This is a genomic window from Vulcanithermus mediatlanticus (assembly GCF_055385885.1).
The window spans coordinates 698,524-721,425 of sequence record NZ_AP042385.1; the positions used below are offsets into that span (position 1 = coordinate 698,524).

The 22,902-nt window shown below is 68.3% G+C and carries 25 protein-coding genes; 9 read left to right on the forward strand and 16 right to left on the reverse strand.

The annotated features are described in order from the left end of the window. The first annotated feature begins 9 nt into the window (after positions 1–9). Positions 10–1,797, forward strand: a complete 1,788-nt coding sequence (locus tag ACZ5BT_RS04510) for a S8 family serine peptidase (protein WP_464885424.1) — start codon at positions 10–12, stop codon at positions 1,795–1,797. Here ACZ5BT_RS04510 and ACZ5BT_RS04515 read toward each other — a convergent pair. The 7 genes from ACZ5BT_RS04515 to ACZ5BT_RS04545 form a co-directional block, all read right to left on the reverse strand. Beyond that, a complete protein-coding gene (locus ACZ5BT_RS04515; RefSeq protein ID WP_464885425.1) occupies positions 1,787–3,220 on the reverse strand; it encodes an RtcB family protein in 1,434 nt (477 codons plus the stop codon). The two genes, ACZ5BT_RS04510 and ACZ5BT_RS04515, sit on opposite strands and share 11 nt — an antisense overlap. A gap of 13 nt (positions 3,221–3,233) precedes the next feature. Further along, entirely contained in the window at positions 3,234–3,653 is a 420-nt protein-coding gene (locus ACZ5BT_RS04520) for an archease (protein ID WP_464885426.1), read from the reverse strand. Between the two features lie 176 nt (positions 3,654–3,829). Next, on the reverse strand, positions 3,830–4,432 hold the full coding sequence (locus ACZ5BT_RS04525) for a phosphoribosylanthranilate isomerase (RefSeq protein WP_464885427.1): 603 nt from the start codon (positions 4,430–4,432) through the stop codon (positions 3,830–3,832). A 9-nt stretch (positions 4,433–4,441) separates the two neighbouring features. After that, positions 4,442–5,050 (reverse strand): DNA-3-methyladenine glycosylase family protein, encoded by a 609-nt coding sequence (locus ACZ5BT_RS04530; RefSeq protein WP_464885428.1) that lies wholly within the window; start codon positions 5,048–5,050, stop codon positions 4,442–4,444. Further along, positions 5,047–5,640 (reverse strand): cysteine hydrolase family protein, encoded by a 594-nt coding sequence (locus ACZ5BT_RS04535; RefSeq protein WP_464885429.1) that lies wholly within the window; start codon positions 5,638–5,640, stop codon positions 5,047–5,049. Before ACZ5BT_RS04535 ends, ACZ5BT_RS04530 begins: the two co-directional genes overlap by 4 nt. Before the next feature lie 3 nt (positions 5,641–5,643). Then, on the reverse strand, positions 5,644–6,213 hold the full coding sequence (locus ACZ5BT_RS04540; protein ID WP_464885430.1) for a biotin transporter BioY: 570 nt from the start codon (positions 6,211–6,213) through the stop codon (positions 5,644–5,646). A 27-nt stretch (positions 6,214–6,240) separates the two neighbouring features. Continuing rightward, on the reverse strand, positions 6,241–7,176 hold the full coding sequence (locus tag ACZ5BT_RS04545; protein WP_464885431.1) for a biotin--[acetyl-CoA-carboxylase] ligase: 936 nt from the start codon (positions 7,174–7,176) through the stop codon (positions 6,241–6,243). Between the two features lie 85 nt (positions 7,177–7,261). Between ACZ5BT_RS04545 and ACZ5BT_RS04550 the strand changes: the two genes are divergently transcribed. Continuing rightward, positions 7,262–9,226: a tetratricopeptide repeat protein gene (locus ACZ5BT_RS04550; protein ID WP_464885432.1), complete on the forward strand. Its 1,965-nt coding sequence runs from the start codon at positions 7,262–7,264 to the stop codon at positions 9,224–9,226. Positions 9,227–9,242: 16 nt separating this feature from the next. Here the strand turns inward: ACZ5BT_RS04550 and ACZ5BT_RS04555 are convergent, their stop codons facing one another. After that, complete coding sequence (locus ACZ5BT_RS04555) at positions 9,243–10,421, reverse strand: MFS transporter (protein WP_464885433.1); 1,179 nt, start codon at positions 10,419–10,421, stop codon at positions 9,243–9,245. Between the two features lie 62 nt (positions 10,422–10,483). On the opposite strand from ACZ5BT_RS04555, the gene ACZ5BT_RS04560 reads away from it, so the two are divergent. From ACZ5BT_RS04560 to nadB, 4 genes are all read left to right on the forward strand, one after another. After that, entirely contained in the window at positions 10,484–11,128 is a 645-nt protein-coding gene (locus tag ACZ5BT_RS04560) for a hypothetical protein (protein ID WP_464885434.1), read from the forward strand. A gap of 98 nt (positions 11,129–11,226) precedes the next feature. Then, positions 11,227–12,054 carry a carboxylating nicotinate-nucleotide diphosphorylase gene (gene nadC, locus ACZ5BT_RS04565; protein ID WP_464885435.1) on the forward strand — a complete coding sequence of 276 codons (828 nt, stop codon included), beginning with the start codon at positions 11,227–11,229 and terminating at the stop codon, positions 12,052–12,054. 20 nt (positions 12,055–12,074) lie between these two features. Further along, a complete protein-coding gene (gene nadA / locus ACZ5BT_RS04570) occupies positions 12,075–12,998 on the forward strand; it encodes a quinolinate synthase NadA (protein ID WP_464885436.1) in 924 nt (307 codons plus the stop codon). Next, positions 12,998–14,476: an L-aspartate oxidase gene (gene nadB / locus ACZ5BT_RS04575; RefSeq protein ID WP_464885437.1), complete on the forward strand. Its 1,479-nt coding sequence runs from the start codon at positions 12,998–13,000 to the stop codon at positions 14,474–14,476. Before nadA ends, nadB begins: the two co-directional genes overlap by 1 nt. 57 nt (positions 14,477–14,533) lie before the next feature. Here nadB and ACZ5BT_RS04580 read toward each other — a convergent pair whose 3' ends face one another. Next, positions 14,534–15,172: a histidine phosphatase family protein gene (locus ACZ5BT_RS04580; RefSeq protein ID WP_464885438.1), complete on the reverse strand. Its 639-nt coding sequence runs from the start codon at positions 15,170–15,172 to the stop codon at positions 14,534–14,536. A gap of 17 nt (positions 15,173–15,189) precedes the next feature. On the opposite strand from ACZ5BT_RS04580, the gene ACZ5BT_RS04585 reads away from it, so the two are divergent. After that, positions 15,190–15,615, forward strand: coding sequence for a hypothetical protein (locus ACZ5BT_RS04585; RefSeq protein ID WP_464885439.1), 426 nt, complete (start codon positions 15,190–15,192; stop codon positions 15,613–15,615). 123 nt (positions 15,616–15,738) lie between these two features. After that, positions 15,739–17,058 carry a hypothetical protein gene (locus ACZ5BT_RS04590; protein WP_464885440.1) on the forward strand — a complete coding sequence of 440 codons (1,320 nt, stop codon included), beginning with the start codon at positions 15,739–15,741 and terminating at the stop codon, positions 17,056–17,058. Positions 17,059–17,309: 251 nt separating this feature from the next. Here the strand turns inward: ACZ5BT_RS04590 and ACZ5BT_RS04595 are convergent, their stop codons facing one another. From ACZ5BT_RS04595 to ACZ5BT_RS04625, 7 genes are all read right to left on the reverse strand, one after another. Further along, complete coding sequence (locus ACZ5BT_RS04595) at positions 17,310–17,579, reverse strand: hypothetical protein (protein ID WP_464885441.1); 270 nt, start codon at positions 17,577–17,579, stop codon at positions 17,310–17,312. Positions 17,580–17,742: 163 nt separating this feature from the next. Then, positions 17,743–18,159 (reverse strand): PIN domain-containing protein, encoded by a 417-nt coding sequence (locus ACZ5BT_RS04600; protein ID WP_464885442.1) that lies wholly within the window; start codon positions 18,157–18,159, stop codon positions 17,743–17,745. Between the two features lie 9 nt (positions 18,160–18,168). Further along, positions 18,169–18,420, reverse strand: coding sequence for an AbrB/MazE/SpoVT family DNA-binding domain-containing protein (locus tag ACZ5BT_RS04605; RefSeq protein ID WP_464885443.1), 252 nt, complete (start codon positions 18,418–18,420; stop codon positions 18,169–18,171). A gap of 232 nt (positions 18,421–18,652) precedes the next feature. Further along, positions 18,653–18,988 (reverse strand): endoribonuclease MazF, encoded by a 336-nt coding sequence (gene mazF, locus ACZ5BT_RS04610; protein WP_464885444.1) that lies wholly within the window; start codon positions 18,986–18,988, stop codon positions 18,653–18,655. Positions 18,989–18,991: 3 nt separating this feature from the next. Beyond that, positions 18,992–19,234, reverse strand: coding sequence for an AbrB/MazE/SpoVT family DNA-binding domain-containing protein (locus tag ACZ5BT_RS04615; protein ID WP_464885445.1), 243 nt, complete (start codon positions 19,232–19,234; stop codon positions 18,992–18,994). 342 nt (positions 19,235–19,576) lie between these two features. Further along, positions 19,577–20,782, reverse strand: coding sequence for an ATP-binding protein (locus ACZ5BT_RS04620; protein WP_464885446.1), 1,206 nt, complete (start codon positions 20,780–20,782; stop codon positions 19,577–19,579). A 390-nt stretch (positions 20,783–21,172) separates the two neighbouring features. After that, the gene (locus ACZ5BT_RS04625) at positions 21,173–21,544 is read right to left on the reverse strand and encodes an endonuclease domain-containing protein (protein WP_464885447.1); all 372 of its coding nucleotides are present in this window, start codon (positions 21,542–21,544) and stop codon (positions 21,173–21,175) included. A 171-nt stretch (positions 21,545–21,715) separates the two neighbouring features. Here ACZ5BT_RS04625 and ACZ5BT_RS04630 point away from each other — a divergent pair, with 171 nt between their 5' ends. Beyond that, on the forward strand, positions 21,716–22,888 hold the full coding sequence (locus ACZ5BT_RS04630; protein ID WP_464883689.1) for an IS256 family transposase: 1,173 nt from the start codon (positions 21,716–21,718) through the stop codon (positions 22,886–22,888). The last annotated feature ends 14 nt before the right edge of the window (positions 22,889–22,902 follow it).

The window sequence follows — 22,902 nt, forward strand, 5'->3', positions numbered from 1 at the left end:
GCCCGCCCGATGCGCGCCTCACGCGCCTTCACCAAAGCCAGGGGCCTGGCCCTTTTGCTGCTCGCCCTCCTCGCCGGCGGGTGCGCCTGGCGACCGGTTCCGGTCGACCTCGAGCTGAACGGCGAGGGGTTTGCCGCCCTTGAGATCCGCGCCAGGGGCAGCTGGTATCTTTCCGGCCCCAGCTGGCTCCGGCCCGACCAGGAAAGCGGCAGCGGACCGGCGCTGGTGACCCTCCAGGGCGGGGGCGCGGTGCCGGACCTGGCACGAATCGACGGAACGCTCACGCTCCTCGCCGACGGCGCCCTCTACCCCATCCGCGTCCGCTGGCCGCTGGCGCGGGTGGTGGGGGAGGTCCTCACCCAACCGCCCCCGGCCCAGCGCTTCGAAGCCGTGCCCCTCCCCGCGCCCAAAAACCCGCCGCCCATCCGGGAACGGCTGGTGAAGCTCAAAGACGGCACCCTGCTCCGGCTGCCCGCCGGCGCCCCCGGACCGAGCCCCGACCGGGTGGCCTGGGAAGAGGCCAACGGCTACGTCTGGCCGCTCGGCTGGGCGGGGGATGCCGCCCCGAGCGACGCGCTCTTCGCCCTCGAGTGGCACCTCAGGGCCACCGGCGCCCGCTGGGCGGATCTGGCCAGCTACCCGAACCCCGTCACCGTGGCCGTGATCGACACCGGGGTCCGCTACGACCACCCTGACCTCGCCGGCGTGCTCCTCGGCGGGGCCGACGGCGCCTACGACTTCGTCGACGACGACCCCGACCCCACCGACCCCGCCGACCCGTATAACCCCACGAACGGCAGCCACGGCACCCACGTCACCGGCATCATCGCCGCCCGCGCCGACGGCCAGGGGGTGGTCGGCGCGGCCTGGCCGGCGCCGCTGCGGGTGCTCCCCTTAAGGGTCATCGACACAAAAGGCTACGGGAGTATCGCCGACGTCGCCGACGCCATCCGCTACGCCGCCGGCCTTTTCGTGGTGCGTAACGGGAAAACGCTGAAAAACCCGAACCCGGCCCAGATCATCAACCTCTCGCTGGGCACCGACACCTACGCGCAAACGCTCTGCGACGCGGTCAAGGACGCCCGGGCCCAGGGGGCGCTGGTGGTGGCCGCCGCCGGCAACAAAGGCGCGCCGGGCCAGCCGAACCGGGCCTTTTACCCGGCGAGCTGCCCGGGCGCGATCTCGGTGGGGGCCACCGACCAGGGCTTTGCCAGGCCACCGCTGCCCACCTGGTACAGCGAGCAAAACGCCGCGGTCGACGTTTCGGCCCCCGGGGGCGACATCGCCCAGGACAGCGACCTCGACGGCCACCCCGACGGCATCCTCTCCAGCACCTGGGACTACCGGAGTGGCCGCCCGGCCTACGGCTGGTACATGGGGACCTCGCAGGCCGCGCCCCAGGTCACGGCGGCGCTTTCGCTGCTGTTGGCGAGCGGCAAGGCCGCGACCCCCGACGAGGCCTGGCAGGTGCTCAAAGCGAGCCTCACCGACCTCGGCCCCACCGGGCGCGACCCCGCCTATGGCGACGGCTTCCTCAACCTGGTGGGGGCGCTGGGCCTCGCCCCGCCCGGCAAGTCGCTGCGGGTGGTCCTTTTGGGACCGACCCCGCGCGCCCTCGCGGTGCGGCCCGGCGAACCCTTTGGCACCCACCTGGCCGCGGGTCGCTATACGCTCGAGGCTTGCCGGGACGCCAACCAAAACCGCCTTTGCGACCCCCAGGAAAACCCCATCCGCTCGCAGGTCACCATCACCGGAACGACCACCCGGCTGCCCCCGATCGTGCTGCCTAACCCTTGACCACGATGAGGGGACGCAGCCGGGCCACGATCCGGCCCAGCCCCGCGCCCTCCACCACGCGCACGACCTCGGCCACGTCCTTGTAGGCCTCGGGGATCTCCTCGAGGACCGTCGCCCGGGTCCTGGCCCGGACCAGCACCCCCCGGGAAGCGAGGTCGCCGACGACATCCTGGCCCCGGGCGAGCTTTTTGGCCCTGGCCCGTGAGAGCTGGCGGCCGGCGCCGTGGCAGCTGGAGCCGAAACTCATCTCCATCGCCCCCGCCGTCCCCGCGAGCACGTAGGAATAGCGCCCCATGTCGCCGGGGACGAAGACCGGCTGGCCGACGGCGCGGTACTCGCGGGGCACCTCGGGATGCCCCGGGCCAAAGGCCCGCGTCGCCCCCTTGCGGTGCACCAGCACCCGGCGATCCCCGTAGGTCTCGAACTTGGCGTTGTTGTGGGCCAGGTCGTAGACCAGGCGCAACCCGTGGTCGCGCGGGGCAAACCCCGCCGCCTCGAAGGCCTCGCGGACGAAGTGGGCGATGAGCTGCCGGTTGGCGAAGGCGAAGTTGGCCGCCGCCGCCATGGCCCGGAGGTAAGCCTGGCCCTCGGGGCTCTGGATCGGCGCCGCCGCCAGCTGGCGGTCGGGGAGCTCGATGCCGTAGGCCGGGAGGCGGGCGAGGAAGCGCTCGACGTAGTCCTGGCAGACCTGGTGGCCGAGCCCGCGCGAGCCGCTGTGGATGAGCACCGTCACCTGGCCGGGAAAGAGGCCGAACGCCTCGGCCGCCGCCCGATCGTAGATCCGATCGACGTACTGGACCTCGAGGAAATGATTGCCCGAACCCAGGGTCCCGAGCTGCGGCGCGCCGCGTTCGAGGGCCCGTGGCGAGACCCGCTCGGGGTCGGCGCCGGGCAGCCGACCCCCCGACTCGATGAAGCGCGCCTCATCGGCCTCGCCGAACCCCAGACCGATGACGTAGGGCGCGCCCTCGAGCAGCACCCGCTTCAGGTCCTTGCGCCCAAGGCGCACGTCCCGTCGTTCCGATCCCACGCCGGCGGGAATGCGGGCGTAGAGGATATCGGCGAGCTTTTCCTTGACGGGTTCGAGCTCGGACCTTGATAAGGCTGAGCTCAATAATCTTACTCCACAGTTGATATCGAAGCCCACGCCGCCCGGGCTCACCACCCCCGCCTCGGCGTCCATGGCGGCCACCCCGCCGATGGGAAACCCGTAGCCCCAGTGGATGTCGGGCATGGCCAGCGCCGGCGCGACGATCCCGGGCAGGGTGGCGACGTTTTGGAGCTGTTTGAGGGAGGCGTAATCCTCGGCCTCGAGCTGGTGCAGAATCGATTCCGAGGCGAAAAACACCGCCTCGACCCGCATCTTCCCCTGACGGGGGATGCGATAGGTGAAGGGCGCAACCTTCTCAAAAGTGAGCCCCATCGTGCCCTCAAGTCTACACGTCGAGGATCACCGCCGCCTCGTACCCCGCCCCGCGCCGCTCGATGGCCAACCCGTGGAAGGTCACCCCCTTGACCTCGCCCAAAAATCCCATCCGCTCAAGGTCGAGCGGCGCCACCGCGAGCCGCGCCGAAACGACCCAGCCCTCTTCCACCCGGCAGAGCCTGAGCCTGATGCCAGCCGGGACCTGGCCCCTGGTCTGGATGAGGTAGAGCAGCTCTCCGAGCCAGCGCACGAGCAGGGTCTCGAGGTCGGGGGCCAGAAGACGAACCTCCAGCCAGCGCGCCCCTTTACGCGGGGGCTCGGCCAAGAGGGCCTGAGAAAGCCCGCGAGCCGCGAGGTAGAAGAGCCCGGGCAGGGAGCGGGCCCGGATGCGAAACCCGAGGTCCGCGGTGTGGTCAAAGAACTCGATCACGGCCACCCCCTGCTTCAGGGTATGGGAGCCGGCAGCCGGTCCCTGCGGACCCGACCGGGGCGGGGCGGCGGGGGTATGGTTTCGGTGATTTCCCCACATTTATCCACAGGGGTGAATAGGCGAAGATTTGCGTGCTCATCGTACATACCCCACTTTTCCACAGAGTTATCCACAGGTTATCCACAGGCCTGGACCGCCCGAACAAAAGCCGCTATACGGCGGTGATCCTTCACGCCCGGGGCGGCCTCGACCCCGCTCGAAACGTCGAGGGCGTAGGGCGTGTACTTTCTCAGGAGCTCGCATACGTTCTCCGGATCCAGCCCCCCGGCGACGATCACCCGCTTTTCCGAGGGAACGCTCGCCAGCCAGTCCCAGGCAAAGCGCTGGCCCGAGCCCGGCCGGGGGCCATCGAGCAGCCAGGCGTCGGCGGGGTAGTCAAAGAGGGCGGGATCGGGCGGGCCGCTCAAGCGGAAAGCCTTCACCACCGGCAGACGGCGTCCGATCTCGCGCGCCACCTCGGGGGGCTCGTCCCCGTGGAGCTGCACTGCCGTGAGGCCCACAAACTCGGCGACCTCGAGGACCTCCTCCGCCGGCGCGTCCACGAACACCCCCACCCGCAGCACCAGCGGCCCCAGCGCCCGGGCGATCGCGGCCGCCTGCTCGGGGGTAACGCGGCGTTTGGAGGGGGCGAAGACGAACCCCAGCGCGTGCACCCCCACCGATTCGGCAAAGCGCGCGTCCGCGAGCCGGGTGATGCCGCAGACCTTGATCCGAACCACGCCATAAGCTTACCCGCCCTGGCCCAAGTCGTTCTCCGCCCAGAGGTAATGGGCCGCCACCGAGCGATAGGGGGCAAAGCGGGCCCCCAGGGCCTGGAGTTCGGCTTCATCCTTCAGGCCGTAAAGGACCGTGGCCTTTTGCCGAAGGCCGAGGTCGCGCACCGGCCACACGTCGAGCCGCCCCAGCCCGAAGATCAAGACCATGTCCACCGTCCAGGGCCCGACGCCCTTTTGCCCCAGCAACCGGCGGCGGACCTCGGCGTCGGAAAGCGTCGCGAAATCGGCGAAGGCGCCCCGGGCCGCAAGGCGGGCCAGATCCAAGATGGTTCGCGCTTTCGCCCGTGAAACGCCGAGGGCCCGCAGGCCCGCCTCGCCCGCGGCCAGGAGCCGCTCGGGGGCAAGGCCGACCGCGTCCACGAGGCGACCGAAGATGGCCCGGGCGGCGGCGTTCGACACCTGCTGCCCCACCACCGCGCGCAAAAGCGCCGGAAAAACGCCGTGCACGCCCCAGCGGTAGGGGCCATGGCGCTCGATGAGGCGGGCCATGATGGGGTCCTGCCCGAGCCGGGCGAGCACCTCGGGCCGCGCGCGCACCTCGGCCAGGTGGTCGGCCTTCACCGGAAGACGACGCCGTCGACGGTGGTCACCCGGCCCTGATAGAGGAAGCTGACCTGGCGCAGCGCGGCCTTAAGGTCAAAGGGCGTCAGGGCGCTGGTGCCGTCTTCCGGGAGCACCACCTTGTACCAGCGCAGCGCCGCCGAGCCCGCGGTGTGCAGGACGCAGATGTTGGCCACGGTGCCCACCACCACCACGTTCTGGATTCCCCAAAGCCGGAGCTGGTGGTCGAGCGGGGTGCCGTAAAAACCGTCGTAGCGGAGCTTTTTCACCACCAGTTCGCCCGGCCTGGGCGCGAGTTCCGAAACGATCTCCGCCCCCCAGCTCCCGGCCACCGCGTGCCTCGGCCAGATGGAAAACTCGGGGTCATCCTCGGCGTGCCAGTCCTGGGTGTAGGCGACGCGGGCCCCGGCCGAGCGCGCCTTGTCCAGCAACCGGGCAATGGCGGGAATCGTCTTCGGCGCGTCGGGCACAAAAAGCGCCCCCTCGGGGTGGGCGAAGTCGTTCTGCATGTCCACCACGATCACCGCGGTCTTTTTGGCCTCGAGGGCCACCACCTCTTCGCGCGGGATCTCGGGGACTTCAACGCCCATGCCTCACCTCCCCCCACCGTCGAGGGCCCGCCAGGCGAGCGCCGCCAAAACCGCCTTCACCAGGTCACCGGCCAAAAAGGGCAGGGCCCCGAGGGCCAGCGCCCGGGCCAGATCCATGCCCAAATAGACCGAGAGCCAGGGCACGCCCAGGGCGTAGATCAAAAGGCTGCCGGCCAAAAAGGCGAAAAGCGCCCGGAAAAAGCCCCGCCCCAGGCCCGCCTCCAGCGCCCAGCCCACCAGGTAGGCCGCGAGCGGGAAGGCGAGCAGGTAACCGCCGGTGGGGCCGAAGAGGTAGCCGAGCCCCGCGCCCTTGGCGAAGACCGGAAGACCCAGCGCCCCCTCGAGCAGATAGGCGACGAGCGCCAGGGCCCCAAGGCGCGACCCCAAAAGCGCCCCCAAAAAGAGCACCCCGAAGGTCTGGCCGGTCACCGGCACCGGCGTAAATGGCAGCGGCACGCTCACCCGGGCCAGCAGCGCCACCAGCAGGCTGCCCAAGAAGGCGAGCCAGAGCTTTTTGCCAACGCCTTCCGCCGAAACCCAGCGCAATACGATGGGAACCGTTTGTGTTCGCATCTCCACCATCCCTCCTTCAAAGCCCCCTCAGACCCGGGGCAAACCACCCACGAGCGAAACGTCTCCGGCGGTCACCACCCGTCCCCGCCGCCCCGAGCGCACCTTGAGCGCGCCGTCGGGGAGGACGGCCTCGGCCACCCCCTCGACCACGCCGCCCACCCACCGCACCTCGACCCGGCGCGAGAGGGTGAGGCTGTGGACCTCGTAGGCCGAGAGCAAGGCCTCGGGATCGTCGAGCAGGGCATAGGCGCGCTCGAGCTCGAAGAGCAGCCGGGCGAGAAGCACGTCGCGACGCAGACCGGGAAAAAAGCGGGCCAGCCCGGCCGCGCCCTGGGGGAGCCCCGCCTCGGCGACATTGAGCCCCACGCCGAGCAGGGCGTAGCGGATCTCCTCACCGAGGATATCGGCCTCGAGCAGTATGCCCCCGAGCTTGGCCCAGGCGCTCTCCCCCTCGCTCGAAAGCGGCACCACCAGATCGTTGGGCCACTTGAGCCCGCCCACGCCGGCGGCCCGCGCCAGCGCCACCCCGGCGGCGAGGGGCAAAAGGGCCAGCGCCGAAAGCGGCGATCTGGGCCGGAGCAAGAGCGAGAAGTAAAGCCCCGACCCCGGGCTCTCCCAGCGCCGCCCCCGCCGTCCGCGGCCGGCGGTCTGAACCTCGGCCAGCACCACCGCCCCCTCGGGGGCCCCGGCCTCGGCCAGATTCCGCAGCTCGTCCTGGGTGCTGGTCACCGTCCCCAGGTAGCGGTAGGGGCGGCCGAAGCGGCCCTTGAGCCGCGGCCCCAGGTTTTGCGGCGCGGGGGTGCCGGGCGCCAGGCGGTAACCCTGCTTGCCACGCTCGATCGGGAATCCCTCGGCGGCGAGCCGGGACGCGGCCTTGGCCACCGCCTGCCGGGTCTTCCCCAGCCGCCGGGCGAGCGCTTCCCCGCTCTGCCAGGTTTCGGTGAGCGCCGGGAGGAGATCCACGTCAACCAATCTGACACGCCGCGGTTGACACCTGCAAGCGCGGCCTCCTTACCCCCTCCTCACCGCGCGCCCCTATAGTGGGGTCATGCGCGCTGTGATCGCGATCTTGATGGTGTTGAACCTGGCCTTTGCCGCGGGATGGGTCCTCCCCTTCGACGGTCGGGGGGGCGCAGCCAGCGCCTACGCCCTGGCCGAAAGCCTGGACGCGCCGGACCCCATCCTGGCTGGCCTGGCCCTCCCCGAACCCCCCTGGACCGACGGCTGGCGGCTCCTCATGCCCTCGCTGGCACGCCCCGCCGGGGCGCGGATGGTCGCCGAGGCCACGGGGCTTTCCTGGGTGCTCACCGGTGAGGTCCTCCCCGACGGCTTTATCCGGGCCTCGCTCGCCCACGACGGCCGGGTCGAGACGGTAAGGCTCGCTTCCCTGGATCTCGTCGCCCGCTGGGCCGCGGACCGCCTCAAAAAGCGCCCGAAGAGGCTCCGCGAAAAGCCCGAGCTCGAGCCGATTCTGCGCGCCGCCCTCGAGGGCAATCTCGAAGCCGCCGCCCAAATGGCCGAGGCGAAGGGGGAATCCCGCCTGGCGAGCCGGCTGCGGCGATACGCCAGCGCCGGGCGCGGCCCCGCCGACCTCCCCGACCTGCCCCCGGCGGTGGCGCGCTTTTGGCAGGGGCTCGCCGATCCCAAGGCCATGCCCGATACGCGAATGGGCCTGGTGTGGAAGGCCTTCTTCGGCCTCAGGAAAAACCCCAGCGGCCAAAACCCCGCGCTCGAGGCGCTCCTCAAAAGCCCCCTGCTCCTCCACCAAAGCGCCGCCCTGCTCCTCTTGCACGCCAAGGACGACCCCCGCTGGCTCGATCTGGCCGACGCCCTGCCAAAAAAGGCGCCGCGCTTTACCTGGGCCTTTGAGATGCAGAGTTTCGCCGCCTTTGAAAGGAACGAGCCGCAAAAGGCCCGGCGGGCCCTGCTCCAGGCCATCCGCCTCGAGCCCGACGAGAGCCTCTATTGGACCAACCTCGGCTGGGCCAATTATCTCCTCGGCGACCTGGCCGGGGCCGAGCTGGCCTCGGTGCGGGCGCTGCAACTTGAGCCCAACCCGACCGCGCACTATAACCTCGGCCTGATCGCCGCCATCCAGGGCCGCCACCTCACCGCCCAGCGCCACTACCAAAAGGCGGTCAGCCTCGATCAGACCTGGGAGATCGAGAGCGCGCTCAAGGATCTCAAAGACGCGGGCAAGCCCGAACTCGCCTTCTGGCAGGGCTTCCTCCTCACCCGGGCCGGCGAGGCGGACGCGGCCCGGAAGGCCTACGAGGCCTTCATCGAAGCCCGCCCCGACCACGTCCTGGTGCCCATGGCCCGCCGCGCCCGCCAAAGGCTCGCCGGCGCCTCGCTCAAGGTGACGCCGGTCGGGCTCGCGCTGCGGCCCGAAGGCGGCGAGGTGCAAAGGATCGGCGCCGGCGAGCCCTTCTACCTCGAGGTGGTCCTCGAGGGCGACCCGGCGCTCCCCCACCGGCAGCTAGTGGCCATCCTCCGGCAAAACGGCGCCGTCGTAAGCCGGGCCGAAACCACCCCGCCCTACCCCCCGAACACCGCCGCCTGGCGCGGTCGCGTGGGCCCGCTTGAAGCCGAGTCGGCGGGGAAAGCCGAGATCGTGCTCGAGCTGGGCGGGGCTCGGGCCATCCAGACCCTCACCGTCGGCGAAAGCAACCTGGCGCGAAAGCTCTACGCCCGCGGCATCGTCCTCACCGACCTCGGCGGCCGGCCGCTCCTGGAAGAAAGCGCCCTGCTCGCGCCGAAGGCCGAAGACCGCCTCATAGAGCGCCTCATCGCCCTGATCAAGGAAGCGGCCCCCATCGTGGCCGGCATCGAAGCCTACCGGCGACCGATCGCCCGGGGCGCCCACCGGGGCGAGGCCCTGCCGGCGTTCTTGCAAAATCCGGATCCAAAGACCGTCCGCGCCTACCTCGAGGCGGTGCTCAAGACCCCCGAGCTCGCCGAGCCCAACGCGGTGGAGGGGTTCGTGCGCTGGCTTTTGGAAACCGGCGAGTAACCCGCCCCCGCACGCTTCATCGTCGCGCCCGGCGCCGGCCAAGGCCCCACCACACGACGAGCGCGAGGACCGGCAGCACCAGGACGGTGACGGTGAGGGCATAGGCGCCGAACTCGCCCAGGCGCGCGCCGGCCTCGAGCAGCGTCCCCACCTCGGCGGTACCGAGGCTCTGTCCGCTCACCCGGGCCACCGAGAGCAGCGCCGAGGCCAGCGCCTCGGCGCCAGCAGGGGCGCGGGCGAGCACATCGGCGTTGTTCGCCGACTGGAAAAGCGCCCGCCCCAGGCCCAGGGAAGCGAGCACCAGCGCCGCCGAAGCCAGGGGCGAAACACCGAGGCTCACCCAGGCGAGCGCCACCCCGAAGACCAGCACCGAGGCCCCGAGGGCCATGGCCCGGGAAAACCCCACCCGGTCGGCATAGCGACCGGCCCGGGCACCGAAGATCATCAGCATCCCGGGTGGAATGAGAAGCCAAAGCCCCACCCGGGCCGCGCCGAGGCCGAGGCTTGAGAGGAAAAAGGCGCTGGCCAGCACCGCCCCGAAGATATAGGCGAAGTAGAAGACGGTCCGCAAAAGCCCGAGGAGGAACCGCCGCTGGAAAAGTCCGGCCAGCGGCAGCGCCCGGGGCGGGAAGTCGGGCAGGTGCGGGCTCTGCCAAAGCCCGACCATGGCCAGCGGGGGCGAGAGCAAAAAGACGCTTTGGGGTCCGAAGGCCTCGCTCAAAAGCCCCCCCGCCGCCGGCCCCAAAAGCTGCCCCAGGGCCACGGTGCTCGCGATCAGCCCCAGCGCGTATCCCGGGCGCCTCGGCCAGGTGGCCACCGCGAGCCCCGGCACCAGCCCCACGATGCCGGCGATCGCCACGCCCTGCACCCCGCGCAACGCCACGATGGCCCAAAGGCTCGGGGCCAGGAAGAGGAGCACCGACACCAGGGCGTGAAGGGCGAGCGAAAAGCGGAACACCCGCGACGCCCCCCAGCGCCCCGCCAGCAGGGCCAGGGGGATGAAGGCGAGGGCAGCGGAAAAAAGCCCCACCGAGAGCACCGCCTGCACCGCCCCGGGGCCGGCGGAAAAAAGCGCGCCCAACGGGGGCAGCGCGGGCACCAGGGCGCTTTGGGTCACGGTGGTCAGGAAAACGCCCGAGAGCAGGGCCAGCATCCTGGGGTCGAAGGCCTCGGCGAACCGGGCGCGGCGGCGCATGGCTCCATCCTACGCCCGACGTTAACCTCCCCTTTACCTTCCCCGGGGAAGATGACGTCGCTATGAAGGGAACGAAACTCCTCACCGCAATCGGTTTGGCCCTGGCCCTCTCCGCAGCAGGCACCGTCCTCGCCAGCAGCCACATGACCCAAAGCCAAGGCCCAAAGCTCCCGCCCAGCGTCCAGCAGGCCCTCGATCAGGGCGCCACCGTCACCTTCGTCGACGCGGATGGCAACGCCGTCTGGACCAGCACCCTCGGCCTCGAGCCCAGGAGCGACCTCCTGGCCCTCGCCGCCAAGGTCATCGTCTATGACGCAAGTGGCAACGTCGTCCTCGAACTGCCGGTCGTCCTCGGCAACGACAACCACCCCCTGATCCAAACCCAAAACGGCACCGTCGAAGCCGAAAAGTTCGCCAAGGCCATGCTCCAGTCCCCCGGCATGCGCTCGGGCTTTGGCGAGGACTCGGGTCGCCTGGAAGGCTCCGAGCACCGCGGTCAGGACGAGGCCTCGATGCGCGAGGACAGTGAGCACAAAAAGGACGACATGGACCGCTCCGGCTCGATGCGTCGCGGCGACGACCGCCGGGGTCACGACGAGAGCGTGCGTGAAAGCCGCCGGCAGGACGACGACCACCGGGGCTCGATGTCCGAGCGTCGGGGCGGTGACGACCACGGCAAGCGCGAACACGGCGAAAACGACGACTAAACCCAAAGCCACCGCTCGCCGCCGGGGAAGGCCGCTTCCCCGGCGCTTTGATGTGCCAGACACTGGAATCCCCGCCCACTTCGCAGTAGCGTGAATCCGTGGTGGACCTTGAGCGCATCCGAGAATGGCTCGCCGAGGACCTCGGCCGCGGCGACGTCACCACCGCCCTGCTCGTCCCGCCCGACCTGGGGGGCCGGGGCCAAATCGTGGCCAAGGCCCCCGGGGTTCTGGCCGGGATCGGGGTGGCGGCGGAGGTCTTCCGGCTCGTCGACCCCAGCGTTCGCTTCGACCCCCGTGCCGACGACGGCGACGAACTGGTCCCGGGCCAGACGGTGGCCGAACTCGAGGGCCCCCTGGCCGCGATCCTGGGCGGCGAACGGCTGGCCCTCAACCTCCTGCAGCGCCTTTCCGGTATCGCCACCCTGACCCGGGCCTACGTGCGCGCGGTGGAGGGCACCGGAGCAAAGATCCTCGACACCCGCAAGACCACCCCCGGCCTCCGGGCGCTCGAGAAGTACGCCGTGCGCGTGGGCGGGGGTCACAACCACCGCTTCGGGCTCTTCGACGGCATCCTGATCAAAGACAACCACATCGCGGCGGTGGGCGGGGTCGCCGAGGCGGTGCGGCGGGCCAAGGCCGGCGCGCCCCACCACCTCAAGGTCGAGGTCGAGGTCACGAGCCTGGCCGAGCTCGAGGCCGCGCTCCGGGCCGGCGCCGATCTCGTCCTGCTCGACAACATGGACGAGGCCACGATCCGCGAGGCGGTGCGGCTCGCCGGTGGCCGGGTGCCGCTTGAGGCCAGCGGCAACATGACGCTTAAGCGGGTCCGCCGCGTGGCCGAGGCCGGCGTGGACTACATCTCGGTGGGGGCGCTCACCCACTCGGCCCCGGCGCTCGATCTCTCGCTCGAGGTCACGCAGGTTTAGGGGGAGGAACGAACGCGACCATGGACCAAGCAAGCTTGATGGAAGAAATCCAGCGGCTCAAAGAGGAAAAGAACGCCGTGATCCTGGCCCACTCCTATCAGCTGCCCGAGGTGCAGGAGGTGGCCGACTTCGTGGGCGACTCCCTGGGGCTTGCCCGCGAGGCCCAGCGAACCCGGGCCCGGATCATCGTCTTCGCCGGGGTCTATTTCATGGCCGAGACCGCCGCCATCTTGAACCCCGACAAGACCGTTCTCCTGCCCGACCCAGAGGCCGGCTGCTCGCTCGCCGACTCGATCCGCCCCGAGGATATCCTCACGTGGCGAGAGGCGCACCCCGACGGTCTGGTGGTGGCCTACGTCAACACCAAAGCCGAGGTCAAGGCCCTCGCCGACTACTGCGTGACCAGCGCCAACGCCATTGAGCTGGTCTCGCGCCTGCCAAAGGACAGGCCCATCCTCTTCGTGCCCGACATGTTCCTCGGCGCCCACGTGGCCCGGGTCACCGGCCGCCAGATGGACCTCTTCCCCGGCGAGTGCCACGTCCACGCCGGCATCCGGGCCGAGCACATCGAGCGCATGCTCGAGGAGCGCCCGGGGGCCGAGTTCTTGATCCACCCCGAGTGCGGCTGCGGCAGCAGCTGCCTCTACCTCAAACCCGACGCCAAGGTGCTCTCGACCGAGGGCATGGTGCGCTTTGCCAAGGAGACCGAGGTCAAGGACTTCGTCATCGCCACCGAGGTGGGCATCCTGGGGCGGCTAGAAAAGGAAGTGCCGGGGAAAAACTTCGTTCCGGTGAAGGCCGACGCGATCTGCGAGTACATGAAGATGATCACCCTGGAAAAGATTCGCGCCTCGCTGTTGGAGATGAAGCACGTCATCCGCGTCCCCGAGGAAACGGCGAGGCAGGCGAAGAAGTCGCTTGAAGCCATGGTCGCCGTCGGCTGATGGAACGTCGAACCACCGACCTCCTCATCATCGGCGCCGGCGTGGCCGGGGCCTACGCCGCGCTTTCCGCCAAGGCCGAGGGCGCCCGGGTGCTGCTGGTGAGCAAGGATCCGCCGCCCGCGGGCTCGACCCCCCGCGCCCAGGGCGGCATCGCCATTCCCTTGGATGACGCCGACATCGAGGCTCACCTCGAGGACACCCTGCGCGCCGGGCGGGGCCTGGTGGACCCCGAGGTGGCCAGCGCCATCCTTCGCGAGGCCCCAGCCCACCTCGAGCGACTGCTGGCGCTGGGCGTGCCCTTCGACGAACGCCCCACCCGCGAGGGCGGCCACAGCCGGGCCCGGGTGCGCCACGCCGGGGGTGACCGCAGCGGCCTGATCTTGCTCCAAACCCTCCTTTCGCACCTCGACCTGCCCCGCCTCGAGGGGGCCATGGCCACGAGTCTCCTGCTCGACGGCGACCGGGTGGTCGGGGCGCTTTTTCTGGGCCCCGAGGGCCCGCTTTGGGTCGAGGCGGGGGCGGTCGTGCTCGCCAGCGGCGGGCTCGGGCAGCTCTACCCCGTGACCACCAACCCGCCGGGGGCCACCGGCGACGGCATGGTCCTCGCCTGGCGCGCCGGCGCCACCCTCCGGGACCTGGAGTTCGTGCAGTTCCACCCCACCGCGCTACCGAACGGGGCGCTTTTGAGCGAGGCCTGCCGCGGCGAGGGCGCCATCCTCACCAACGCCCGCGGCGAGCGCTTCATGCCCGGCTACGACCCCCTGGCCGAGCTCGCCCCGAGGGACGTGGTGGCGCGGGCGGTGCACCGCGAGCGACTGCGGACCGGGGGCGCCTTCCTCGACCTCCGGCCCATCCCCGACCTCGAGGCCCGCTTCCCCACCGTGGTGGCCGCCGCCCGCGAGCTCGGCTTCGACCCCAGCAGCGAACCCCTCCCCGTGGCCCCGGCGGCGCACTACGCCATGGGCGGCGTCAAGGTTGACGCCAACGGCTTCACCGGGACCCCCGGGCTCTACGCCGTGGGGGAAGTCGCTTCCTCCGGGCTCCACGGCGCGAACCGCCTGGCCTCGAACAGCCTGCTTGAGGGCCTGGTGCTCGGCGACCGCGCGGCCCGGGCCGCCCTCAACGCCCTGGCGACGCCCCAACACCCTCACCCGCTCCCGGCGGGAAGCCTCGACCCCGCCTACCTCGAACCGCTCCGGGCCCGAATGGAACGGGCCGCCGGTCTCGTCCGGCGGGGGGAGAGTCTGGCAGCGGCCCTCGAGTGGGTCGAAACCCTGCCCCTCCGCGAGGTCGAGACCGCGCCGCGCCCCTGGCTGGAGGCCGGAAATCTGGCCCTCCTGGCCCGCCTCCTCCTGAACGCCGCCCTCCGGCGGGAGGAAAGCCGCGGGGCGCACTTCCGGGAGGACTACCCAACGCCCAGCCCCACCCCCTACCACACCGAGATCCAGGGGCCAAACCTCATTCACCGTCCCCGCTGACCGGCCATGGGCCCTTGCGGGCGCCCCGCGCATCGCCGGGGCCGGGCCGCAATCGCCTCAGCGCCCGGTCTCAAGGGCGATCTCCGCCCAGGCCTCGAGGTGGGCCGCGTCGCCCACCGCGTACACTTCACCGGGGCCGGGGAAGCCCTGGGGAAAGGCCACCCGGGTGATCGAGGTGTTCTTGATCCTGAGCCGCCAGGGCTCGGCGGCAAAGAGTCCGAGCGCGAGCCAGACCGCCACCCGAATGGGGCCGGCGTGGGTCACCACCAGATGGCGCCCCGGTGGTAGCCCGGAAAGGAACGCCTCCAGGCGCTCGCGCACGTCGGCCAGGCTCTCACCCCCCGGGAATCGGGCCCCCCAGGGGTCCTCGCGGGTGGCCTCGAGGACCTCGGCGTAGCCCTGGAGGAGGACCCCTCGAGGCTTGCCGGCCAGCTCCCCAAGGCAGATCTCGCGCAGCCGGGGGTCGGGGCGTACCGGGAGCCGAAGCGCCCTGGCCAGGGGCATCGCGGTGGCCATGGCCCGGGCCAGGTCGGAGCTGTAGACCCCGGAAAAGCGTTCCCCCAGCGCCGCCAGGCGCGCGGCCAGCCGCGCCGCCTGCCTCTCTCCGGTTTTGGAAAGGGGCACGTCGAGCTGCCCCTGCCACGTGCCCGAGGCGTTGAGCTCGGTCTCTCCGTGCCGCACCAGCCAAAGCTCCACGCTGGTAGCATATAGGCATGAAAAGAATCATGGCACTCTTGCTCGTGGCCTTCGCCATTGCCGGCGCCCAGCAGGTACCGGTGGCCGGACTCCACCTGGTCCCCGAGGTGATGTGGCCGGCCCCCACCTACCGCCTGCTGGGCAAGACCTGCGACCAGCTGGTGGCCAAGGTGGCCCTCCCCAAGGGCGCGACCCTCGAAAGCCCGCAGTGCTACCGCATGGACCTCGCCGACCCCGACCAGTCGGCCACCTACCTCTACTTCATCGCCCGCAGCCTGGCCGAGCGGTTTACCCTCGAGCGCGAGACCATGCAGGGCGAAAACGCCCTGGTCCAGACCTGGCGCGGCAAGGAGAAAACGCTCCTCTTCTTCGTGCGTTTCGACGACAAGCGCTTCACCATCGTCGTCGGCTGGCTCCAGGCCCAGAAACCGAAAAGCTCCTGAAGAAATCCAACCCGGGTTACATTTTTCCCCGGATTCACACTCAGGGTGACCCTTCGGTCACCCTGATTTTTGCCTTTTACCCCTGCTATACTATGAGAAAGCAGTTAGAAGGAGGTGAATTCAATGAGAAGCAGGACCCGGTATTTGGTCATTTTCCTGGGCCTATTCACGACCGCATTCCTGGCCGCGTGCACCCAAGCCCCCGCCCCCACCACCCCGCCCGCGACCTCGGCCACGTCTGGAGGGCTGGCCACCCTGGCCACCAAGGATGACGTCATCGCCTTCATGCCGGTGGACACCAGTGTCCTCGCGGTGTCCTTGAAGAAGGGCAGCCAGGTGGCGAGCGTCGGTTCGGTCCTGGCGCAGGCCGTTTCCGTCCAGGCGATCGCGCTCACCTTCAGCGTCGACTCGTGCGCCGCCGACGCCACCGCGCTCAAAGTGGTGTGCGTGGGGTACAACACCTCAAAGATCGCCGTCCTCTCGGTCACGATCAGCGGATCGAACATCACCGTCACCGCCGCCGAATACGACCTGCAAAACACCACCTACGCCAACTTCAGCGGCGGTTCCTGCCTCAACTGCGGCGTGCTCACCGACCCCGGCGACAATCGCTTCATCGTCTCCAGTGGCGACGGCTACCGGGTGGTGGACTACACCGGCACCATCCTCGCCAGTTACCTGAACGCCACGGGCCGCGACCTCTGGACCGAAAACTTCGCCTTCGACCCCACCCGCAACCTGATCATCTCACCCGAATACGGCACCTCGAACCAGTACCTCTGGGTCATCAACATCGACACCGGCAAGATCTACCGCTGGAACCTGAGCATGACCGACAACACCATTCCCAGAGACCCCAACCTCAGCACCTCCCTCTCGCTCACCGCCGACGCCGCGACGGTGGACTTCAACACCGGGGTCATCGCGATTTCGGACGAGAGCCAGAAGTTCCTACTCCTCATCAACCTGGCCAAGGCCACCTTCGACAGCGCGAGCGGGACCTTCAGCGCCCCCGCCGCCTACGTCGATATCTCCGGGGTCGCGACCCGGCTTCCCGGTATGGCCGCCGAACCCACCAAACACCTAGTCTTCCTGGAAGAGGAGTTCGGCACCGGCATCGGCGCCGCCAGGCTGCCGTCCAGCACCCCTTCCGGCGCGCCGAGCCTCGGCGACTACGTCGGGGCCACGATGCCAGCCCCCAACGCAACCGGCTGCAATTCATTCTGGAGCAACGTCGGCGACCCCCACGGACTCGCCCTCTTTGCCGACCTGGTCAACGGGCGCCCGATGGGGCTCCTCATCGACGACAGCAAGAGCTGTCTCGCCATCATCGACCTGGAAAAACTCCTCAACGCCCCCCGGGCGAGCGGCACGAACACGGTGGACCCAACGTACGACCTGATCGCAAACGGGGTGGTCAAGTTCTACGGCCTCGGCCCCTGACCGCCCGCACCCATCGCCCCGGCACTCGATCGCCGAGAGGCGATCGAGTGCCATTCGGTCTGCCCTTGCCTGCCCCAGGGCCAGGGCGGGAGGGCACCGCCGGTCACCTTTGGATGGGTGAGGAGCCGGAGCAGGCCCAGCATGGTTACGCGACAAAAGGCAAGCTCCGGATTGGCCTCTTCTTGCCAGTAGGCGAGGGCCCGTTCGTGGTGCGGGTGGTCGGGGAGCGAGAGCACGACCAGACGCTCGTATCAAGAAGATCGGGCATGGTGCGATAACGCCTCGTCCTCCTCGAGCCTGCGGAGCTCCTCCTTCGTAAGAACCGGGATCGCTCTTCCGGTGGGGGGAAGCGCGACGGGAGGCCGGTCGCGCCGCCCACGGGGCCGCTTCCCTTGCGGGCGCCCGGCGAGCGCCTCCCGCAAAAGCCGGCTGACCAGGGCCTTGAGGGGAATGCCCTCCATGGCCACGCGCACCTTCAGCTCACGGTCGAGCTCGTCCGGCAGATCGAGTGTGGTGCGCATATGCGCGTATTCGCATATTGCCCACCCCCGCCCAGTTCGGCCCAAGAAAACCGGCCCTCAAAATCCTTCGCCTTCCCCAAAGCAGGCTCCGGTGTTCTACTCTCCCCCGGGAGAGAGAACGGGAAAAGTTGCCAGAGATTAAGGGCGCAGGAAACGATCTCGTTCAGGGTTTAGGGCGGTAGGTGCGGATGAACATCGAGGGAGTGAGGACCTTCGGTTCGAAATCCTCGCGCGCCATGAGCCTGCCAAAGTGGCGCACATCGCCGGTGAGCAGCACCCCTGCCCCGGAGGCTATGGCCGCGGCAAGAACAGGGCCATCTTTCTCCGGCAACGCCTGCACCATCCAGGGCTCAGGCTCGGCCCCCGGTACGATCTTTACCAGCGCCAGCTTTTTGCTGAACCCGGACATCGCTTCCGGGCGCTTGCGAACAAGGTTCTCGCGAGCCTCGGTGAGACAGTACCCACTGGTGACGAGTTCATAACCGCCCCGCTCAGCAGCAGCCCATATGGCCTCGAAAACCGCACCGCCCAGGGCCGCGGAGAACAGAACGTTGGCATCGAGAAAAACCCGCGGACGCATGTTCGCAGGTTAGGGTTCAAGGCCCCACGCTCGCTTGAAAGCCGCGAGTTCTTCATCGGAAACCCGGGCGCTCTCTTCAAACTCAGCCAGGCGCTCGTCGCTGTATATCTCCACGGGAAGAACCACGGCCGGCTCGAGGACAATGCGCCCTTCTTCGAGACGAACCACGAGGGTGTCCCCAGACTTGAGGCCAAGCGCCTTACGGACCTCGGCGGGAAGGGTGATCTGTCCTCTTTTGGAGATCTGAGCAATGACCGGCATACCTTCAGTATATCCGACATTCATACTTTCGTGGCCCTTTCAGAGCAACGAGCCCAAAGCCCCGGTACCAGCCAGGCCATCCCCAGGGCACAGGGGCGGAGATCTCGTGCCGCGAGCCGACCGGGGGCAAGACTGCGTTACCGGCCGATCCGCCCTTGCCTGCCCCAGGGCCAGGGCGGGGGTTTCTGCTGCGAAATGACCAGCGGATCCTTGGCCAGCAAATGCCCCTCCCTCAGCCGGCAACCAGGGCAAGCAGCTTGCCCACGACCTCTTCCATCACCTGCGTTGGGGTCTGGGCGATAAACTCGGCGCGCCTTGCTCGCCAATCGAGGCTTCGCACCTGGTCCGCGAGCACGACGCCATGGACAGGTATGTCGGGTGGCAGGGGGACCTCGAAGGGATAGCCCTTCCGCTTCGAGGTCACGGGGCAAACGATCGCCAGGTTCGTCCTCGCGTTGTAGAGCTTCGGAGAGATCACGAGCGCCGGCCTGCGCCCCGATTGCTCGTGACCGGCCGGGGGGTCAAACGCCAGCCAAACCAGGTCGCCGCGATCCGGAACGTACGCCACGGCTCACCACGCCTCGCGTCCCAGGGGGGTTCCCCAGTCCGTCTCCGCGTGCAGGTTTTCCTCTTCGATCCCGGCCAGCAGGTCCTCGAGGCGGAAACGCCGGGTGGGACGAAGCACCAACGCATCTTCCCAAATATCCAGCTCTGCCTCGGCCCCGTCGAAAAACCCCAGCTTCTCTGCCAGGGGCTTGGGGATGCGGATCCCCAAGCTGTTCCCCCATTTCCGAATCCTTACCGTGATCGCCATAACAGCCCCCGTATCTACGTTGAGTATACAGCCATCGATCGGCATGCCACCCAAAACCAGGAGGAGGTGAAAAACGAAGCCGGCCTGCCCAATGAATGCACTCAAAGCCCGTGCGAACGGCGAAAACTTATCTCCCTCCCCGGGGGGAGGCAGGAAAGATCAGGACCGAGCCCCCTTTTTGCCCTCCCCTGGGGGAGGGTCAGGGAGGGGGTATGGGCGCGAAACGCATGTTGGATCCGTCCGCAGCGGGAGACCCCCCTGAGCCTCCAACCTCGAAGCGCCAGGCACAACGTAGTGGAAATTCAATCACCGGACGGTCGATTCTTCCACTCGCACACATGCCTAGAGCCAAAGCAGGGAAATGGGCAGGGCCCAAAGGTCGTCACCGAAGGGAACCACGTTCTCCCCGGGATAAAGGACCCCACCCAGGCGGAAGCGGTCGCCCAGGACTTCTCGAATTCTCCCCAGTCCCCGAAAATCCGCCGGGGAAAGGGTTTTCGACGCTTTGATCTCGAGCGCCACCACCTCGCCCGAGGGGGCCTCGAGGACAAGGTCCACCTCGAGGCCCCGATCGTCCCGGAGATGGTAAGCCTTGAGGCGCGGCCCCGCGCCCGCCGCGAGGAGACGCGCGATCTCGTTCACGACAAAGGCTTCCATCAGCTGCCCCCATAAGGGGCCAACGAGCCGCCCTTCGCCCACGCCTAAGAGGTAGCCCATAAGCCCGGTATCGCTCAGGTAGAGCTTGGGCGACTTGAGAAGACGCTTGCCCAGGTTGGCGCTCCACGCGGGGAGTTCCCAGACCAAATAGAGCGCTTTAAAAAGCGCGAGGTAGCGTCGAAGGGTGGTCGCGGGCAGGCCGGATTCCCGCGAAAGCGCGCTATGGTTCAAAAGCTCGCCGCTCCTCGCCGCGAGGAGGGCCAGGAGGTTGGGGAGCTCAAAAAGCCTTTCCACCCGCGCCAGATCCCGCACGTCCCGGGTCAAGAGAGCCTCCACGTAGGAGGCAAACCATGCCTCGGGCCGCCGCGCGTCCAGGGCCGGCGGAAAGCCGCCCCGGAGCACGTGTGTCTCGATTTCCACCGGTGGCGGGGTCTCGGAGAACTCCCCCCGCCAGAGCGCCTCGAGAAAACGGCCGCGCCCGCCTTGAAGCTCGGCCTGAGTCAGGGGAAAAAGCGTGAGAATCTGCATGCGCCCCGCCAGGGAGTCCGCGACCTGCGGCAAGAAGAACACGTTGGCAGAGCCGGTAAGGAGCAGGCTGCCACTTCGCCGCTCCCGATCGACCCGAGCTTTCAGGGGGAGAAAGAGCCCGGGCGCCCTTTGCGCCTCATCGAGAACCGCGGGGAACGGCAAGGCGTCCACGTAGGCCGCCGGATCGGCGCTGGCCGCGGCCAGCTCGGTGGGGTCGTCGAGAGTGCGGTAGGCCATGCCCCGGGCCTCGGCGACTTGTAAAGCGAGCGTGGTCTTGCCCGCCTGACGGGGCCCGGAGAGGAAGACCACGGGGCTGTCGTCTAAAGCATCCAACAGGCGCGAATGAAGCAGCCGGGGGTACACTCCGGAATTTTAACCACTATGTGGCGGAAATTCAACCACACCGTGGTCGATTTTCGCATCCGGGACCTTCCTGGCTCCTGAAGGGGCGGCAAGAATCACCCCGTCCACCAGCAAGACCTGCGAGCCCGCGCTCAAGAAAAAGGCCCTCAAAATCCTTCGCCTCCCGGAGGAGGGCTGGGGAGGGGTTTTAAAGTCTCTTTCACGCGTTTGCCTCGGGGCCCCCGCCGTGGCGACAGCCGCGGCGGGGTATTTAACCCCCCTCCTCACCTCCCCCAAGGGGGAGGCAACTTGTGATCAGCCTCTACAACCCCTTTGCCCTCCCCTGGGGGAGGGTGGGGGTGGAGGTTCACAACATCGGGCAACAGAGGCGATAAAGGTGGGGTTGGAACGCTATGCGTCTTCGCGAAAACCCAGCCGCTCGATCACAGCCTCCAGGATGCGTTCGCAGACGACTGCGCAATCTTCCATGACCTCCCGGTTGGTAAAACGCAGGACCCGGTAGCCGTGCCGGACAAGACGACGGTCCCGTTCTTGGTCTCGACGGGGCGACAAAGCGGAAGCGAAGTGGCTTTCCTCGCCTGGTTGGCGAAGCCTGGTCCAAGCCAAGTGGCCACGCTGCGATGATGCCCTCGAGCCGTAGGAATTAGCGTTCCAGACCGGGCCTTTAGCCCCGCCCCGGACCGCGGAGGGCGAATCCACAAAAACCGCAACCCGACTGCTGTGAACTCCAGGGGGGATGAAAGCGGCAAGAGAAGATACCATTTGCTTATGGAAAACCCAAAGCTGGAAACAACCTCATTGCCGAACAGGTATTTTCGCAATTTGTCCCTGGGTCTTTTCGAACACCCCGAAGACCACGAGGGTGTAATCTTTCTTGTGTCGAATTCTGTGTAAGAAGAGGGGGTACCGCCAGTAGGCGAAAGGAGGTACCCCGTGGACCAGGATACGCTCAAGGCGCTGCTGAAGGAAGCAATGGCCGAGGTGGTGGAGGAAAAGCTGCAGGCGCTCTTGGAGCTGGACCGCTGGGCTTTTTTGCAAGAACACGGTGGCCGCGCCAATGGCCATTACCCGCGCAAGTTGGAGACCGCCTTCGGTGCTGTCGAGCTTAAGGTGCCCCGTGATCGCAAAGGCCAATACACCCCGAGCTTTCTTCCCCGCTACGCCCGGCGTACTCCAGACCTGACGGACCTCGTGCTGGCCCTCTACGCCAGCGGGGTCTCGGACCGCAAGGTGGCCCAGATCGTGGGGCTCCTGTTCGGCTACCGCTACAGCCACGAGACGGTCAGCAACCTGACCGAGCTGGTGCAAGAGGAGGTGGAAGCCTTCCGCCACAGGCCCCTGCCCCGGCGGCTCTTTGCGGTCTACCTGGACGCCCTGTTCCTCAAGCTGCAGTACCCCGGCAAGGGCATCGAGAAGCAGGCGCTCTACGCCGCTTTGGGTCTGGCCGAAGACGGCAGGCGCATCCTTCTGGGCTTTTGGCTCTTTCCTAATGAAGGGGCCGTCGTCTGGGAGGAGCTTTTAAAGGAGCTCAGGTCCCGGGGCCTTGTCGAAGTACTCCTCTTCATCACCGACGGTCTTGCGGGGATCGGAGAGGCGATCCATCGGGTCTACCCCCGGGCCGAGTGGCAGTACTCGATCCTGCACAAACTCAGGGCCACCCAGGCCCAGGTCAAACGCCGGGACGCCTCCGCCATACTCGCCGATCTCAAACGGGTTTACCGGGCACCCAATCGAGCCAAGGCCCTGGAAGGGCTCAAACGCTTTACCCAAAGGTGGCAGGATCGTTACCCCCGGGTCACTGCTTCCTGGTGGAACGACTCAGGGGCCTTGCTTCGGTTTTACGACTACCCCGAGCCTTTGTGGCGTTACCTGAGGAGCACCAACCTGATCGAGCAGTTCTTCCGGGAACTACGAAGGAGTACCAAGGTGCGGGACCACAAGTTTCCCAAGCCCGAATCGGTTTACAAGCTCGTCTACCTAGAGGCTGAACGGAGGGAGGGGAGATGGGACCGGAAGCTGCCGGGTTTTGCTGACGTTCAAGAGGAAATCAATGACCTTTTCAACGCGCGGTACCCCGCGACACAGACTTCGACACAAAAAACTTGACGCTCTCCTGGGTT

Coding starts and splice junctions, on each gene's coding strand:
- ACZ5BT_RS04510 (WP_464885424.1), top strand. CDS start 10: ATGCGCGCCTCACGCGCCTTCACCAAAGCCAGGGGCCTGGCCCTTTTG.
- ACZ5BT_RS04515 (WP_464885425.1), bottom strand. CDS start 3,220: ATGGGGCTCACTTTTGAGAAGGTTGCGCCCTTCACCTATCGCATCCCC.
- ACZ5BT_RS04535 (WP_464885429.1), bottom strand. CDS start 5,640: ATGGGCGTTGAAGTCCCCGAGATCCCGCGCGAAGAGGTGGTGGCCCTC.
- ACZ5BT_RS04540 (WP_464885430.1), bottom strand. CDS start 6,213: ATGCGAACACAAACGGTTCCCATCGTATTGCGCTGGGTTTCGGCGGAA.
- ACZ5BT_RS04550 (WP_464885432.1), top strand. CDS start 7,262: ATGCGCGCTGTGATCGCGATCTTGATGGTGTTGAACCTGGCCTTTGCC.
- ACZ5BT_RS04555 (WP_464885433.1), bottom strand. CDS start 10,421: ATGCGCCGCCGCGCCCGGTTCGCCGAGGCCTTCGACCCCAGGATGCTG.
- ACZ5BT_RS04560 (WP_464885434.1), top strand. CDS start 10,484: ATGAAGGGAACGAAACTCCTCACCGCAATCGGTTTGGCCCTGGCCCTC.
- nadA (WP_464885436.1), top strand. CDS start 12,075: ATGGACCAAGCAAGCTTGATGGAAGAAATCCAGCGGCTCAAAGAGGAA.
- nadB (WP_464885437.1), top strand. CDS start 12,998: ATGGAACGTCGAACCACCGACCTCCTCATCATCGGCGCCGGCGTGGCC.
- ACZ5BT_RS04585 (WP_464885439.1), top strand. CDS start 15,190: ATGAAAAGAATCATGGCACTCTTGCTCGTGGCCTTCGCCATTGCCGGC.
- ACZ5BT_RS04590 (WP_464885440.1), top strand. CDS start 15,739: ATGAGAAGCAGGACCCGGTATTTGGTCATTTTCCTGGGCCTATTCACG.
- ACZ5BT_RS04595 (WP_464885441.1), bottom strand. CDS start 17,579: ATGCGCACCACACTCGATCTGCCGGACGAGCTCGACCGTGAGCTGAAG.
- ACZ5BT_RS04600 (WP_464885442.1), bottom strand. CDS start 18,159: ATGCGTCCGCGGGTTTTTCTCGATGCCAACGTTCTGTTCTCCGCGGCC.
- ACZ5BT_RS04605 (WP_464885443.1), bottom strand. CDS start 18,420: ATGCCGGTCATTGCTCAGATCTCCAAAAGAGGACAGATCACCCTTCCC.
- ACZ5BT_RS04615 (WP_464885445.1), bottom strand. CDS start 19,234: ATGGCGATCACGGTAAGGATTCGGAAATGGGGGAACAGCTTGGGGATC.
- ACZ5BT_RS04625 (WP_464885447.1), bottom strand. CDS start 21,544: ATGGTATCTTCTCTTGCCGCTTTCATCCCCCCTGGAGTTCACAGCAGT.